The 14,439-nt window shown below is 57.8% G+C and carries 12 protein-coding genes; 1 reads left to right on the top strand and 11 read right to left on the bottom strand.

Translation table 11 applies throughout. The features are described 5' to 3' along the window. Window positions 1–136: 136 nt before the first annotated feature. The 7 genes from dgoD to ID864_RS17265 form a co-directional block, all read right to left on the bottom strand. On the bottom strand, window positions 137–1,285 hold the full coding sequence (gene dgoD / locus ID864_RS17235; RefSeq protein WP_048918008.1) for a galactonate dehydratase: 1,149 nt from the start codon (window positions 1,283–1,285) through the stop codon (window positions 137–139). Beyond that, window positions 1,282–1,899 (bottom strand): 2-dehydro-3-deoxy-6-phosphogalactonate aldolase, encoded by a 618-nt coding sequence (locus ID864_RS17240; protein ID WP_048918009.1) that lies wholly within the window; start codon window positions 1,897–1,899, stop codon window positions 1,282–1,284. The genes dgoD and ID864_RS17240 overlap by 4 nt, the downstream gene beginning before the upstream one ends. Next, window positions 1,883–2,764 (bottom strand): 2-dehydro-3-deoxygalactonokinase, encoded by an 882-nt coding sequence (locus ID864_RS17245; protein ID WP_191149451.1) that lies wholly within the window; start codon window positions 2,762–2,764, stop codon window positions 1,883–1,885. The genes ID864_RS17240 and ID864_RS17245 overlap by 17 nt, the downstream gene beginning before the upstream one ends. Beyond that, entirely contained in the window at window positions 2,761–3,459 is a 699-nt protein-coding gene (locus tag ID864_RS17250; RefSeq protein WP_048918011.1) for a FadR/GntR family transcriptional regulator, read from the bottom strand. The genes ID864_RS17245 and ID864_RS17250 overlap by 4 nt, the downstream gene beginning before the upstream one ends. A gap of 167 nt (window positions 3,460–3,626) precedes the next feature. After that, window positions 3,627–6,020 (bottom strand): TonB-dependent receptor domain-containing protein, encoded by a 2,394-nt coding sequence (locus ID864_RS17255; protein WP_048918012.1) that lies wholly within the window; start codon window positions 6,018–6,020, stop codon window positions 3,627–3,629. A gap of 257 nt (window positions 6,021–6,277) precedes the next feature. Continuing rightward, window positions 6,278–6,757 (bottom strand): GNAT family N-acetyltransferase, encoded by a 480-nt coding sequence (locus ID864_RS17260; RefSeq protein WP_048916063.1) that lies wholly within the window; start codon window positions 6,755–6,757, stop codon window positions 6,278–6,280. Window positions 6,758–6,844: 87 nt separating this feature from the next. Continuing rightward, window positions 6,845–8,167: an LLM class flavin-dependent oxidoreductase gene (locus ID864_RS17265; protein ID WP_062818545.1), complete on the bottom strand. Its 1,323-nt coding sequence runs from the start codon at window positions 8,165–8,167 to the stop codon at window positions 6,845–6,847. A 200-nt stretch (window positions 8,168–8,367) separates the two neighbouring features. On the opposite strand from ID864_RS17265, the gene ID864_RS17270 reads away from it, so the two are divergent. Beyond that, complete coding sequence (locus ID864_RS17270) at window positions 8,368–9,285, top strand: bestrophin family protein (protein WP_062818546.1); 918 nt, start codon at window positions 8,368–8,370, stop codon at window positions 9,283–9,285. Between the two features lie 235 nt (window positions 9,286–9,520). Here ID864_RS17270 and ID864_RS17275 read toward each other — a convergent pair whose 3' ends face one another. The 4 genes from ID864_RS17275 to ID864_RS17290 all read right to left on the bottom strand — a co-directional run bounded on the left by ID864_RS17275 (window position 9,521) and on the right by ID864_RS17290 (window position 14,058). After that, on the bottom strand, window positions 9,521–10,078 hold the full coding sequence (locus ID864_RS17275; protein WP_062818547.1) for a DcrB/PsbP domain-containing protein: 558 nt from the start codon (window positions 10,076–10,078) through the stop codon (window positions 9,521–9,523). 115 nt (window positions 10,079–10,193) lie between these two features. Then, window positions 10,194–11,147 carry a sensor domain-containing diguanylate cyclase gene (locus ID864_RS17280; RefSeq protein WP_133623592.1) on the bottom strand — a complete coding sequence of 318 codons (954 nt, stop codon included), beginning with the start codon at window positions 11,145–11,147 and terminating at the stop codon, window positions 10,194–10,196. A gap of 229 nt (window positions 11,148–11,376) precedes the next feature. After that, window positions 11,377–12,576, bottom strand: a complete 1,200-nt coding sequence (gene fabV / locus ID864_RS17285; protein WP_048916068.1) for an enoyl-ACP reductase FabV — start codon at window positions 12,574–12,576, stop codon at window positions 11,377–11,379. A 147-nt stretch (window positions 12,577–12,723) separates the two neighbouring features. Continuing rightward, on the bottom strand, window positions 12,724–14,058 hold the full coding sequence (locus ID864_RS17290; protein WP_048918804.1) for a D-serine ammonia-lyase: 1,335 nt from the start codon (window positions 14,056–14,058) through the stop codon (window positions 12,724–12,726). Window positions 14,059–14,439 lie beyond the last annotated feature (381 nt).

Below are 14,439 nucleotides of genomic sequence, written 5' to 3' on the forward strand. Positions count from 1 at the left end.
ACTCTTAATTAATATCCAAAATAACTCGAGCAGCAGGAAGGCGGCAAGCCCGTGAGTCTCCAGCAGCATAGTAAGCTATGTGACTGGGGTCAGCGGGTGAAGCCAACGCATCTGCGGCTCGAAGAATGAAGGATATTTACCATTCCGCCACGGAACCATCCGCGAAACGCCACAATGGATTACGCCAGTCCGGGGCATTTTTACTGCGCTCAATCACCAGCTCTTCGTTTATTTCTACGCCAAGGCCGGGTTTATTTAACGGATAGAAATGACCGCCATCCATTTTAAAGTCGTCTTTATTAATCACGTAGTCGAGAAGTTCGGCGCCCTTATTATAATGGATACCCATACTCTGCTCCTGGAATACCGCATTGCGCGAGACAAAATCGACGTGCAGGCAGGCTGCCAGCGCAATCGGTCCCAGCGGGCAGTGCGGCGCCAGCGCCACATCGTAAGATTCAGCCATCGCGGCAATTTTATAGCACTCGGTAATGCCGCCCGCGTGGGAGAGATCGGGTTGCAGAATAGCGAGACCGCCCGCTTCCAGCACGCGTTTAAACTCGAAGCGCGAAAACATGCGCTCACCGGCGGCAATCGGAATATGGGTTTGTGCCGCCAGTTTCGGATAGTACTCCGCCTGCTCTGCCAGCACCGGCTCTTCGATAAACAGCGGACGATACGGCTCCAGCTCTTTGATCAGCACTTTCGCCATTGGCGCACTGACGCGGCCGTGGAAGTCGAGGCCGAACTCAATCTCACTGCCGAACGCTTCACGGATCTGCGCCACGGTATTGACGGCGGTATCGATCTTACGCGAGTTATCGATAATGCCCATCTCTTCACAGCCGTTCAGCTTAAAGGTGTCGAAGCCGATGGTGCGCAGCTTTTTGATCCCTGCGATGGCATCTGCCGGGCGGTCGCCGCCGACCCAGCTGTAGGCTTTGATGCTGTCGCGCACCAGCCCGCCCAGCAGCTGATAGACCGGGACGCCGAGCACTTTGCCCTTAATATCCCACAGCGCCTGGTCGATGCCCGCAATGGCGCTCATCAGGGTTGGGCCACCGCGATAGAAGCCGCCGCGATACATGACCTGCCAGAGATCGTTGATGCGCGCCGGATCCTGGCCGATCAGATAGTGTGACATCTCGTGCACCGCCGCTTCCACGCTGCGTGCGCCCCCTTCTATTACCGGCTCGCCCCAACCGAATACGCCTTCGTCAGTTTCAATTTTGAGGAACATCCAGCGCGGCGGTAGGCGGTAAGTTGTCAGTTTGGTAATTTTCATCGTAACGCGTCCTTATAAGCGTGAATAAATGCCTGAGCCTGTTCAACGGTGCGCGCCAGCGGCTGCCCGGCGCGGTAGAGATCGCTGCCCAGCCCGGCGCCAATGCAGCCCGCCGCCATAAAATCTTTTAAGTTTTCCGGGGTCACGCCGCCGACGGCAAATACCGGAACGTCGGCAGGCAGCACCGCCTTCAGGGCTTTGATATAGTCAGGGCCAAAGGCGGAAGATGGGAAAATTTTCAGGGTTTGCGCACCGGCTTCCAGCGCGGTAAACGCTTCGGTCGCGGTCGCGCACCCGGCAGCCACCACCATCCCGCAGTCGACCGCCCGGCGGATCACCGCGGCGTTGGTATTTGGCGTTACCACCAGCTGGCTTTTGATCTGCGCCAGCTGCTCAACCTGCTCCACTTTCAGTACCGTTCCAGCACCGATCAGGGCTTTATCGCCGAAGTTCTGCACGGCTTCGCTAATGCTGACCGCCCACTCCGGGGAGTTAAGCGGGATCTCGATGGCGTCGAACCCTGCGGCGATCAGCGCGGCAATATGCTCCTGCGCTTCCTGCGGACGAATGCCGCGTAAAATGGCGATTAACGGTAATTTAGTCTGCCAGCTCATTGGCTATGCTCCTTATCCCATGCTGGAAGGCGCTATCGCCCGCCAGCGTTTGTGTATTGAGGCCGACAAAACGCAGCGCCTGCTGATAGCGTTGCGCCAGCGCCTCCCCGGCTATAATCGTCACCGGACGCCCGGCCTTCACCGCGTACTGCCCGGCCATCAGCGCCGCTTCGTGGCCAATTAACAGGCCGGAGAGAAAATCGCTAATCGTCGCCCGGTCACGCACCCCCAGCACGTGTGCCGCACGCACTTCAAACAGCCGGGAGAGAATGGAGCGGTCGCTGCTGCCTACCGCCAGCCCGTCGCGAAAAGCGGCGCGATCCTCACGCTGCTCAGGCAGCCCCGCCCCCACCAGCGACTGCGTTAACAGCAGGTGGTGCAGCTCACCGGTCATGACGGTACGAAAATCGATAATTTTGTCCGCTTCGGCCTGCACCCACTTGGCATGGGTGCCGGGCATCACGTAAACGTCCGCCGGGGCGAGCTGAAGTGCGCCCAGCAGCTGCGTCTCTTCACCGCGCATGACATTGGCGTTATCCTCCCGCTGCACGCTCAGCCCGGGCACCACCCAGGCACGGTTATCGACGCGGGTCAGGCGAGCGGCAATGTCGCTCAAGCGCACCGGGCAACTAAGGTACGGCACCGGCTGCCAGCCCGCGTTGCTGCCGACCATCCCGGCCATGACCACCGGCACGTCATCCACCGGCCAGCCGGCGGTCACTTCAGCAAACACCTCGGCGCAGCGGCGACCGTTGAGGCGCGTGACGCCCGCCTCTGAGCGGCGCTCTTCGACGCATGCGCCCTGCTGATAGTGCCACGCGCGTAAATTGGTGGATCCCCAGTCGATGGCGATATAGCTGTTCACATTATCTCCTTAAGGCGCCCCGTTGAGCTGGCAATCATGGTTTTCGCCGCCTGCTCAGCGGCATCGGCATCCTGATGGCGAATGGCATCCAGCAGAGCTTTATGCTCCTCCAGCGTACGCGGCATATTGGCTTCGTCCGGCATAAAGGTGCGGTCAAACACCGCTTTTTGCAGCTCGCCAATCGCAACGTTAAGCTGTTGCAGCACCGGGTTATGCACCGAGGCCATCACCGCTTCGTGGTAGCGAATATCCGCCTGGTTAAAGGCATCACGATCGCGGCGGTTCGCCACCATCTCGTTCCAGGCCATCTCGATATTCGCCAGATCGCTGGAGGTGGCGCGCTCCGCCGACCAGCGCGCAATTTGCGGCTCTACCAGCACGCGCACTTCGTTCATGGCGGCGATCAGGCGCGGGTCGTCATCATGCGCCAGCGACCAGCGCAGCACGTCGCTGTCGAGGTAGTTCCACTGGTTGCGCAGGGTGACGAACGCGCCGCGATAGCGCTTCATCTCCATCAGGCGTTTCGCCATCAGCGAGCGAAACACCTCGCGAATAATATTGCGCGAGGTGGTAAAGCGTTCGCACAGCTCGGCTTCGGCAGGCAGCGCGCCGCCGGGAACATATTTGCCCGAAACGATCTCCTCGCCCAGGGTCAGGATGATGCGTTCGGTTTTACTTAGCTGTTCTTGCGTCATGATTTTCCATTCGGTGAGCTGCAGGTCAGCGGCGGCAGTGGATGAGCAGATTGTAGTACTAATGGATAAAGTTGTACTACAATCCAGATCACAAAACAGACAATTGCTCTGACAGGCACAAAAAAGGCCGGGCAAGCCCGACCTTATGGTTAATCCTGAGCCTTACATCAGAAATCGACGTTCACACCCAGCTGGAAATTACGCCCCGGCATGACGGCCAGTGAGCGGTCGTTGATATCCATCGGGGTCTCCCCGGTCAGGTCGCGGCTGCTGAGGTAATCCCAATATTTGCGATCGGTCAGGTTATAGATGCCGCCGCTCAACCTGACGTTCTTCGTCACCTTCACCCACGCGGAGAGATCCACCATGCCGTAGCCCGGCACGCGCTGGTACTCGGAAGTGGCATCGGTCAGCGCCGAGCCACTGTTGTTGAAGCTGTTGCGATTGGTGTTTTCCGCCTGCTTGCCCTTCACAAAGGTTGCGGTGACATTGGCACCAAAGCGCTGCGCCGGGTCGTCCCAGCCCACGCCGACCACGGCTTTCATCGGTGCCACGCTGTCGAGGTCAACATACCTGTCGCCGGCATAGCTGGACTTCGACTGCCCTTTGCTGTACCCCAGCGCGAAGGTGCTGTTCAGACCATTAACCGCTTCAAACCAGGTGCCGTAGTTGATTTTGCTACTGATGTTGCCGCCCCAGATGTAGGCTTTATCGCGGTTTTCCGCCTGATAAGTGGTGGCGATATTTGACGGCACGTTGGCGAATTTCTCCGGGTTGGTGGCGCGGCTGTAGCGGGTATAGGCAATAAAGTTTTTATAGCTGTTATAGAACATCGCGCCGCTGAAGGTGACCCCTGGCGTGGCTTCTCCCTTTACGCCCCACTCAACGTTGTTACTGGTTTCGGTATCGAGATCGGTGTTGCCGATCAGCGCGTACTGGCGGCCGGCCAGGTAGTTGGAGCCGAGGTTCCACGAGCCGTACAGCTGGCTGGCATTCGGGAACTGCGCCCCGCGCTTGTACTGCACATAGGTCATCAGCTTTGGCGTGATGTCGTAGTTGAAGCTGATGGACGGCAGCACCTGCGTGTCGCTGTTGGTTTTACCGTACAGCGCTTCGGCATCGGCCCCGGTGAGCACGTCGGTGCCGGCGGCGAGGTTATCGAGGTTCTGCGGTTTGGTTTCCTGATGTGCCACGCGCACGCCGGGCACTACCGCAAAGCCGTGACCGTCGAGATCGAACTGAATGGTGTCCTGCACGAAACCACCCAGAACCACGGTGCGGCTGTCGCCCTGGGGTTTGGTGATCTTATTGAACGAGGTCTGCGCCGGGGACTGGCTGAATGGACGCTCAGCATCGGCCAGACGGGCATTGACCCCGGCGAGCAGATCGTGACGGCCAATGCTTTTCGCCAGCTGGGCTTCGTAGCCCACCGTTTCAACGTTATAGTCAGAATAGACGCGCTGCATGGATGACGCATCCAGCGGCATCAGGGTGTTGTCGTGCGCTTCGGTTTTCTGGTAGTAGACCTTGTTGCTCAGGCTGTCGATCCACGCGTTTGCCGGCGTCCACTCATCTTTCAGGCTGATGCCCCAGCGGCGGGTATTGCTCTGCTGATTGGCATCGCCCAGTACCGCTGTGCCGGCGGTGTTCCAGCTGTCGTAACGGGTGTGGTTCACCTTGTTGTAGAGATCGACGGTGGCTATCAGCTTGTGCTCGTCGCTGGGCTGCCAGATGCCGGAGGCGAGAAACGCATCGGAGTGCCAGTTAGCCGGGTAAGCATCCCGCTCGCCGCTGTTGTTGCGCGTCTCCTGCCCGTCGCGGCGGCTGTAAGCCACCAGCCCGCGCAGGGTTTCATCGCCCATCGCTGCGGTAATGCCGTTGTGCCAGCTGCGGTTGGAGGAGTCGTAATCGCTCTGGTAGCCAAAGTAGGTCGGTTTTGACGGCGCCAGGTAGTCATCGGCAGATTTTGGCAGGAAGGAGACGGAGCCACCGAGCGCGTTATTGCTGCGCGCCGTAGAGGTTGCGCCGACTTCGATGTCGACCTGGCCGTAAAGATAAGGATCCACGTAGTCGCGACCGATACCGAAGGTATTTACCCCGGCACGGCTGGCGTAGCTGCGCCCGGTCGCGTCCGGCTGCGGGATGCCGTCAACGTCCATCGCGATGCGGTTACCCTCCAGACCACGGATGTTGTAGCCGGTGTAGCCGCTGCGGTCGAAGCCGCTTTTACCGCTGGTGGAGCCACCGCTGCTGCCGACCGCACCGATCAGCGTTTCATAACGCATGATGGTGCCAAAGTCGTTGCCGCCGCGCTGCTGCATCTCCGCCGCGCTGAGCGTGATTTTGCTGCCGGCGACGTTTTTCACCGCCGGCGACAACACGGTCATCACCGCATCATCTTTCGGCCTGGCGGCATCGGACGGTTTCTGGCCGCTGGCGTTCTGTGCTGTTTGTGCGGTCTCGTCACCCTGCTCCGCAGCGCTGCTGACGGTGGCGGTGAGTAAAGTTCCCATGACGAGCGATGTCTGCAGTAGCCCCTGGCGGGACGAAAATTTGAGCATGATAAATACCTGATTTAATTATTGGTATTTGCTCAACAGTGCTTTCCGATGAAACAGGTTAATGGCCCCGAAAATGCGATGCGCGGGGCAAGTCGTTCTTTTATAATTTGCGACATCATATACAGACGATAATAATTATCAATACACTAATTGAATAATTTACATTAACCTGCGGAACTTTCTGCTAAAGCCGCCCTCATGGCATAAAAAAACCGCTGTTCCTTGCGGCGCAGCGGCTTAGACGTGACTCAGTCCTCTCAGGATTCAGCGAAATCCGTCAGCACCTTGCCTTCCATGCGGTAGCGCACCCACTCATCCTGCGGAACCGCGCCGAGGCTTTTGTAGAAGTCGATGGCAGGCTGGTTCCAGTCGAGCACGCTCCACTCCAGGCGACCGCAATTGCGCGCGACCGCCAGCTGGGCGATATGGCGCAGCAGGGTTTTACCGGCTTTATGGCCGCGAAAACGCGGGGAGACGTAGAGATCTTCAAGATAAATACCGTTTTTGCCCAGCCAGGTAGAGTAGCTGGTAAAGAACACCGCGTAGCCCGCCGCCTCACCGTCGATTTCGCAGATTAGCGCTTCTGATTTGCTCTCCGCAGCGAACAGCGACTCTTCGATGTCCTGCTGGCTGGCGACCACTTCATGTAGCGCTTTCTCATATTCGGCCAGCTCGGCGATCATCGCGAGGATCAGTTTAGCGTCCGGGCGTTCGGCGCGGCGGATAACGATATTCATTGTATTTCTCTGAGGTTAGGGCGTGGATAACGCTTAGCATAACCGCTAAGCGCGGGTGAATGAAGGGAAAGCTTATGCCGCTATGCGTCACGCAGCGTGATGAGTCTGACGATCGTGGTGGTCGCGCCTGGCGATGCCCAGCCTTTCGCGCAGCGTGCGGCTGTCGTCCTGATGCCAGTAACCGCGGGCTTCGAGGATCGGCAGCACGTAGCGCACCACGTCTTCCAGCGCTTCGTTCAGCACCGGGCCGCAGATGATAAATCCGCTGGCGCCACCCTGCTCAACCCAGCGGATAAAGGTGTCGGCCACCTGCTCTGGCGTGCCAAAAAACTCGCCTTTTGGCAGCGTGGTGCGCAGCGCAACCTCGCGCAGCGTTAACTTTTCTTCTGCCGCCAGTCGTTTGATCTGATCGGTGGTGGAACGGAAGCTGTTCTCGCCCAGGCTACCCAGCTGCGGGAAAGGCGCGTCCGGATCATACTGGCTGAAGTCGTGATGGTCGAAGAAGCGCCCAAGGTAGTTCAGCGCCTGCTCCAGCGTCAGCAGGGAGAGCAGATACTGATATTTCTCCTCGGCTTCCTGTTCCGTGGCGCCAATAATCGGGCTGATGCCGGGAAAAATTCCCACCGCGTCACGCCCCTGCTGCGCCACCTGTTCACGCAGGCTGGCGGCGTAACCTTCGGCTTCCTCCAGCGTGCGCGCGTTGGTAAACACCGCGTCAGCCGTCGCCGCCGCCAGGCGAATACCGGACTCAGAGGCGCCCGCCTGGAAGATCACCGGCTGCCCCTGCGGGGAGCGCTGAATATTAAGCGGCCCTTCAACCGAGAAGTGGTCGCCCTGATGATTCAGCTTGTGCAGCTTGCTGGCGTCAAAAAACTCGCCGCTCTGCTTGTCACGGATAAATGCATCCTCTTCCCAGCTGTTCCACAGCCCCTGCACCACTTCAATATATTCACGCGCTATCTGGTAACGCTGGCCGTGCTCCGGGTGTGTTTTACCAAAGTTGCGCGCCGAGCCTTCCAGCGGCGAGGTCACCACGTTCCAGCCTGCGCGCCCGTGGCTGAGCAGGTCGAGCGTTGCCAGCTGCCGTGCGACGGTAAACGGATCGCTGTAGGAGGTGGAGATGGTCCCGGCCAGCCCGATGCGTTCGGTGACCGAGGCCAGGGAGGAGAGCAGCGCCACCGGCTCGAAACGGTTAAGGAAGTGCGGCAGGGATTTTTCATTGATGTGCAGCCCGTCGGCGACAAACAGGAAGTCCAGCCCGGCATCCTCTGCCTGGCGTGCCAGCTGGTGATACCAGCTAACGTTGACGCTGGCATCGGCCGGGACACGATGATGGCGCCACGCATTCATAAAACCACCGGCGCCCTGCAGCATCAGACCAAGTTTGATCCGTTGTGGATTCTGGCTCATTTTACTACTCCCTCGTCATAAGATATGACGCCAGATTTTCATAAATCCGCGACGGAATTAAATATCAATATCCCCTTTGTAATGCCGCATTACGGCAAACTGCCGGGCGGTGAGGGTTTTACCCGCACCAGCAGCGGAGTATGATGTCGCGCTTTGGTTAATATGATGTTCTCTTTTGCTGACTTCAGGATCCTGCCGCCATGATTGTTCGCCCGCATCAGCACTGGTTTCCGCGCCTGTTCTCATGGCACGGCGCGGTGCTGCAAAAAATTCTGTTTCGCCTGAGCCTCAATCTGATGATGGCGATATTCGCGGTGATCTGCTTTCAGTGGTATGAAACGCTGGGGGTGAAGCTGACCACCGCGCCGTTCAGCCTGCTGGGGGTGGCGATTGCTATCTTTCTTGGCTTTCGCAATAGCGCCAGCTATGCGCGCTTTGTTGAGGCGCGAACCCTCTGGGGGTCGCTGCTGATTACCCAGCGTTCGCTGCTGCGCCAGGCGAAAGGCGCGCTGCGCAGCGACCCGGCGGCAGTGAGCGAATTCAGCGCGCTGCTGAAGGCCTTTAGCTGGAGCCTGAAGCATCAGCTGCGCAGCACCGATGCCAGCGATGATATCCGCCGCCTGGCCCCGGAAAAGTGGCGGGAAGAGGTGCTGGCCAGCCCGTTCAGGACCGGCCGCCTGCTGTTGTGCATGGGCGCGTGGCTGGCGGACCAGCGCGAAAAAGGGCTGATTAGCGACCTGCTGTATAACGGCATGGATAATAATCTGAATGAGCTGTCGCATATTCTGGGCGGCTGCGAGCGCATCAGCACCACGCCGATCCCGTTTGCCTACAGCCTGATTGTGCATCGCACGGTGTACCTGTTCTGCACCCTGCTGCCGTTCGCGCTGGTGGCAGACCTGCACTACATGACGCCGCTGGTCTCGGTGTTTATCTCTTATACCTTTTTGTCGCTGGAATCGCTGGCGGAAGAGCTGGAAGACCCCTTTGGCACCTCCGCTAACGACCTGCCGCTGAACGCCATCTGTAACCACATCGAACGCACCCTGTGCGAGATGGATAACCAGCACCCGCTGCCGGAGAAGCTACTGCCGGACGCGCGATATAATTTGATGTGATTGGATTGCTGTTGCGATAACAGTTTAGGGCCGACCGGAAAAGAAGGTCGGCCACTACGCGTGACGGGCTACGCTTGTCGGCAGCGCAATGACGTTGGATTTATAGAGGCACTAACGGATGCTGGCAATCAGGACTAGCCGGGTTAACCGGCCGATGTAGGGGTCGGGCATGCCCGACCCGCTGGGAGGGCTCCAGCCTAAAGGGATCTAACGACGGCGAGCCCTGAAATCATCCTTACTTCCCGAGAATGCTGTTCACCGCGGCGGCATGGCCGGTTTTGTCGCTGGCGCCGGAAAGCACCTGGATAACCACAAACTTGTTATCGGCGGTAGAGAGCAGCGTCGCCTGCTGCACGCCTTTACCGTCCATCTTGTCGGTGGCTTCAATGTGATAAACGTCCAGCCCTTTGACCTTCTCGGTCTTCTCGCTGATCACCTTATAATCCGGCGATGCCTGCTTCTGTTTATCCTTAATCGACTTCATACCGTTGAGGAAGTCCGCATCGGTGCCGCCTCGCGCCACAACGGGGACATTGTCCTCACCGAGGATAATCACGCGCTTTTCTGCCTGGCTGACGTACATCTTGCCCGGTGCCCCGCCCGGCATTGGCTGCTGCTGATAACCTTTCAGATTAAAAGCAAAGTCGCCGTTCAACAGCGAGACTTTCTGCGTGGCGGGTGCCGCTGCCGCAGGAGTAGTGACTTCCGCTGCGCCTGCGGCTGTCGCCGTACCAGAGAGGGCCAGCACCAGAGATAATGAACCTGCTAATTTAGATAATTTAATAGATTTCATTCGAGCATCCTTCTTCTGAATTGGCTTTCAGTATAGTGAGCCGCTCAAGCCCCCTGCCATGAGAAAGTTCCTTAACTGCCGAAAACGATAATGATTAATAAGGATATTTGGCCAGTCACTCTATCGCAGCCAAACCAAAGCCCTGCTTGCCATTACGCTTTACGTTGTACATCGCTTCATCGGCGCGCATCAGCGCCGCGCCAAAATCATCAGATTCCTTCACCTCAGCAATACCGACCGATGCGCCAATCTGCGCCAGGCCGTTATCGAGCTCGAACGGCGTCAGCGCCGCATCCAGCACGGCCTGCGCCGCAATGCGTACTTTGGGATAACCGATCAGGTAAGGCAGCAGCAGCACAAACTCATCGCCGCCGATCCGGCTAATCACCACGGCGGGCGGCACCGCGTCACGCATACGCTGGCTGAGCTGGATCAGCACCTCATCACCGCTGCGGTGGCCGAGCGTGTCATTAACGTGCTTAAAGTTGTCGAGGTCGATATAGGCAAGGCACAGCGGACCCTGCGTTTTCATCTGGCTGAAATGGTGTTGCAGCGCGTGGCGGTTAGTAAGGCCGGTTAGCGGATCGTGATGCGCCAGCGCCGAGAGCTGGGCTTCGTACTGCTTCTCTTTAGTCATATCAATATGAGTGCCGGTCACCTTCAGCGCGTTACCCTGCTCGTCCCATTCGCTGACGCGCCCGCGGTCCAGCACCCAGGTGATCTTACCGTTCTTGGCGATCATCCGGTGCAGCGCCTCATAATAGGGTGCGCGCCCCTCGATATGGTCATAAAACGCCTTCAGCACTTCCTGCGCATCCTCCGGGTGCAGATGTTCGCGCCACACGGCAAATTGCGCACTCAGCTCCTTCGGCTGGAAGCCCAGCATCGACCCCCAGCGGCGGTTGAAGATCACCAGCTTGCCGCTGGGGATATCCAGCTGCCACAGACACAGCCCGGTGCCGTCCAGCGCCGCATTCAGCTTATGGCGGGCGTCATGGGCAATACGCTTCAGGCGCGCATTATGTTTTTTCAGGTTGTGGATTTGCTGGTGGAGCGCTTCGTCGGACATGGTTCACGCAAAGAGTGAAAATAAGCGCTATTTTGCCTGCGCGAATTTTTCTGTAAATGACTGAATTGAAAAGCCGATCTTTGGTGGGGAATTTCAGGGAAAGAAGGGTTTTTGGCGGAATAGCAGGGCAATATCAGCGGGGAGCGCTGTTTTACCGGGTTGGATGCTGAGAGCTGATCAATAGCTGGCGGCGCGATGCCCTGCGCCGCCGGGCTTAACGTGGTCAGAATTACATCTGCACCAGGTTCTTAATTTTTACGTCCGGATTAACATCCGCTTCGTAATCCACGCCGTCCAGACCAAAGCCGAACAGGTGCATGAACTCGGTTTTGTAACCAACGAAGTCAGTCAGCTGGTTCAGGTTTTCGTCAGTGACGGTTGGCCACAGTGCGGAAACCTCGTCCTGAACTTCAGGCTGCAGCTCTTTATAATCGGCACGCAGGCGGCCGGTGTCATCGAGGATCGGCGAAGCACTATACAGGCTGTCTTTAAACAGGCCGTAGACCTGCTCGATGCAGCCTTCGTGGGTGCCTTTCTCTTTCATCACTTTAAACAGCAGTGAAAGATAAAGCGGCATCACCGGGATAGCCGAACTGGCCTGGGTCACTACCGCTTTCAGTACGGAAACGCGTGCGTCGCCGTTACCGTGCGCGGCCAGCTTGTCGCGAATGGAAAGAACGCGTTTATCGAGATCTTTCTTCGCTTCACCAATTGAGCCGTTCCAGTAGATATCATGGGTGATCTGCTCGCCCAGATAGGTGAAGGCAGTAGTTTTAGCGCCGTCGGCCAGAACACCCGCTTCCATCAGCGCGTCGATCCACATCTGCCAATCTTCACCACCCATAACCGCGACGGTGCCTTCGATCTCTTCCTGAGAAGCCGGTTCCAGGGAGACGTCGGTGATGGTTTCTTTATCGGTGTTCAGCCCACGGGTCACCAGCGGCTTGCCGATTGGCTTCAGGGTAGAGTTAAACACTTCACCGGTGGTTGGGTGGGTACGGCGTGGCGCGGCCAGGCTGTAAACCACCAGGTCAACCTGACCCAGATCCTGCTTAATCATCTCAATGGTTTTCTGTTTCACCGCGTCGGAGTAGGCGTCACCGTTGATGCTTTTGGCATACAGGCCTTTCTCCTCGGCAAACTCTTCGAACGCCGCAGAGTTGTACCAGCCTGCGGTGGCGGTTTTATTCTCTTCGCCGGCACGTTCAAAGAACACGCCCAGCGTATCTGCACCGCAGCCAAACGCCGCAGAGATACGCGCCGCCAGGCCGTAACCCGTCGAGGCGCCAATCACCAGAACTTTTTTCGGGCCGGAAGCGATCTCGCCCTGTTGGGTGACGTATTCGATCTGTTTTTTGACGTTAGCTTTGCAACCCGCCGGATGGGCAGTAATACAGATGAAGCCACGGATGCGTGGTTTAATAATCATATTGACCTCAGTTTATGAAACTTTTTCATTAACTTTTTCATTAACTTTCTCATGAAATAAGGGCGTCAGAATAGCGCGTAAAGCGGTTCAGGCAAAGTGCGGAAGCGCCGATCTGCCGCTTCGGCTTACTCTGTAAGCGCCAGTTGCTTACGGATTAAGCGCTTTTAGTGCGCTGGCCTGATACTGCGCCATCTCCGCAGGCGGCACCATGCCGCCGCCGGTCGCCCAGACTAAGTGCGTCGCACCGGCCAGCGCCGCTGCACTGATGCCCTGCTGAGCCAGCTTTTCAGGCTGCGCGCTGATACGCCACGGCCCTGCCATTCCCGCCAGCGCCGACGGTTCCAGCGCCAGCTGTTCATGCTGATACAGCAGCCCGAGCAGCGCATACATTTCTTCGTCACTGAGAGTATAAAAGGCGCTTAGCAAACGCTCCATTGCGCGGCCCACAAAACCGGAGGCGCGCCCGACCGCCAGACCGTCCGCTGCGGTACGGTTGTCGATTCCCAGATCCTGTACCGCGATCTCATCATGCAGGCCGGTGTGTACGCCCAGCAGCATGCACGGAGAGTGCGTCGGCTCGGCAAAGATGCAGTGCACGCTGTCGCCAAAGGCCAGCTTAAGGCCAAACGCCACGCCGCCGGGGCCACCGCCGACGCCGCACGGCAGATAGACCAGCAGCGGATGCTGTGCATCAACCCGGATATTTTCCGCAGCAAACTGCTGCTTCAGCCGTTCCCCGGCCACCGCATAGCCAAGAAACAGGTTATGGGAGTTCTCGTCGTCGATAAAGAAACAGTGCGGATCGGACTCGGCCTGACGGCGCCCTTCCGCCACCGCCACGCCGTAATCCTGCTGATACTCCACCACCTTTACGCCGTGCTCGCGCAGCTTCTGCTTTTTCCACGCGCGCGCATCCGCCGACATGTGGACCGTGACATCAAAACCGAGGCTGGCACTGATAATCCCGATCGACAGGCCAAGATTTCCGGTCGAGCCGACGGCAATACGCCGCTGGCTGAAAAACTGGCGCAGCGGCGCGGAAGCAAGGCAGGCATAGTTATCCGTCTCCTTCAGCAGCCCGGCATCGATTGCCAGCTTTTCCGCATGTGCCAGCACTTCATAGATGCCGCCGCGGGCCTTAATCGAGCCCGACACCGGCAGGTGGCTATCTTTCTTTAACCACAAACTGCCGGGCAGCGCGTGCTGATAGCGTGCATCAAGCACCGGTTGTAAGCGGGTCAGCGGGCAAATTTCCGACTCAATGATGCCGTTGCTGGCGCGCGTTTCCGGGAATACCTGCATCAGGTAAGGAGCAAAACGCGCCAGCCGGGCGCTGGCTTCCACCACCTGTTCACGCGTCAGGCCGACGTGCGCATAGCCCTGTGCCAGCGTCGTGGCTTTAGGGTTGAACCAGGTAACCGGTTGTAAGGCACACAGCTGATTAACCAGTGGAAAATTCTGCCTGACCTGTTCTGCATCCATTAACATGGTGACTTCTCCTGTGGTGGTGGGGTGATGGCCGATTTATGCTTAAACAATGGGAAAAACAGTCATTAGCGCCAAAGTTTGATCGCATTCAAATTTCTGAAAAATATAAAGAAAAAACCAGATATGCAGTTTATCTGCATAACTACCGCCTGCCAACTGTCGGTCTGTAAAGTCAGCGCAGTTTTACCCGCTAACTATGCAGTTAGTCATGCTGAATTGCGCTTAAAACACAGGATTTCACATTTATTTAAAAACTTTGAAACCTTTTTTTGATGTTAAATTAGCGGCGACTTAGTGAGATTCACTGAGTCATCCACGGTATGACAGTATTTATAACTAAGAGCTCCCCGCACGGCATTTGCCCCTGACGGACAG

The sequence above is a fragment of the Erwinia aphidicola genome, from assembly GCF_014773485.1.
Classification (GTDB): Bacteria; Pseudomonadota; Gammaproteobacteria; order Enterobacterales; family Enterobacteriaceae; genus Erwinia; species Erwinia aphidicola.

Coding starts and splice junctions, on each gene's coding strand:
- ID864_RS17290 (WP_048918804.1), bottom strand. CDS start 14,058: ATGGATGCAGAACAGGTCAGGCAGAATTTTCCACTGGTTAATCAGCTG.
- dgoD (WP_048918008.1), bottom strand. CDS start 1,285: ATGAAAATTACCAAACTGACAACTTACCGCCTACCGCCGCGCTGGATG.
- ID864_RS17255 (WP_048918012.1), bottom strand. CDS start 6,020: ATGCTCAAATTTTCGTCCCGCCAGGGGCTACTGCAGACATCGCTCGTC.
- ID864_RS17240 (WP_048918009.1), bottom strand. CDS start 1,899: ATGAGCTGGCAGACTAAATTACCGTTAATCGCCATTTTACGCGGCATT.
- ID864_RS17250 (WP_048918011.1), bottom strand. CDS start 3,459: ATGACGCAAGAACAGCTAAGTAAAACCGAACGCATCATCCTGACCCTG.
- ID864_RS17275 (WP_062818547.1), bottom strand. CDS start 10,078: ATGAAATCTATTAAATTATCTAAATTAGCAGGTTCATTATCTCTGGTG.
- ID864_RS17270 (WP_062818546.1), top strand. CDS start 8,368: ATGATTGTTCGCCCGCATCAGCACTGGTTTCCGCGCCTGTTCTCATGG.
- fabV (WP_048916068.1), bottom strand. CDS start 12,576: ATGATTATTAAACCACGCATCCGTGGCTTCATCTGTATTACTGCCCAT.
- ID864_RS17265 (WP_062818545.1), bottom strand. CDS start 8,167: ATGAGCCAGAATCCACAACGGATCAAACTTGGTCTGATGCTGCAGGGC.
- ID864_RS17260 (WP_048916063.1), bottom strand. CDS start 6,757: ATGAATATCGTTATCCGCCGCGCCGAACGCCCGGACGCTAAACTGATC.
- ID864_RS17280 (WP_133623592.1), bottom strand. CDS start 11,147: ATGTCCGACGAAGCGCTCCACCAGCAAATCCACAACCTGAAAAAACAT.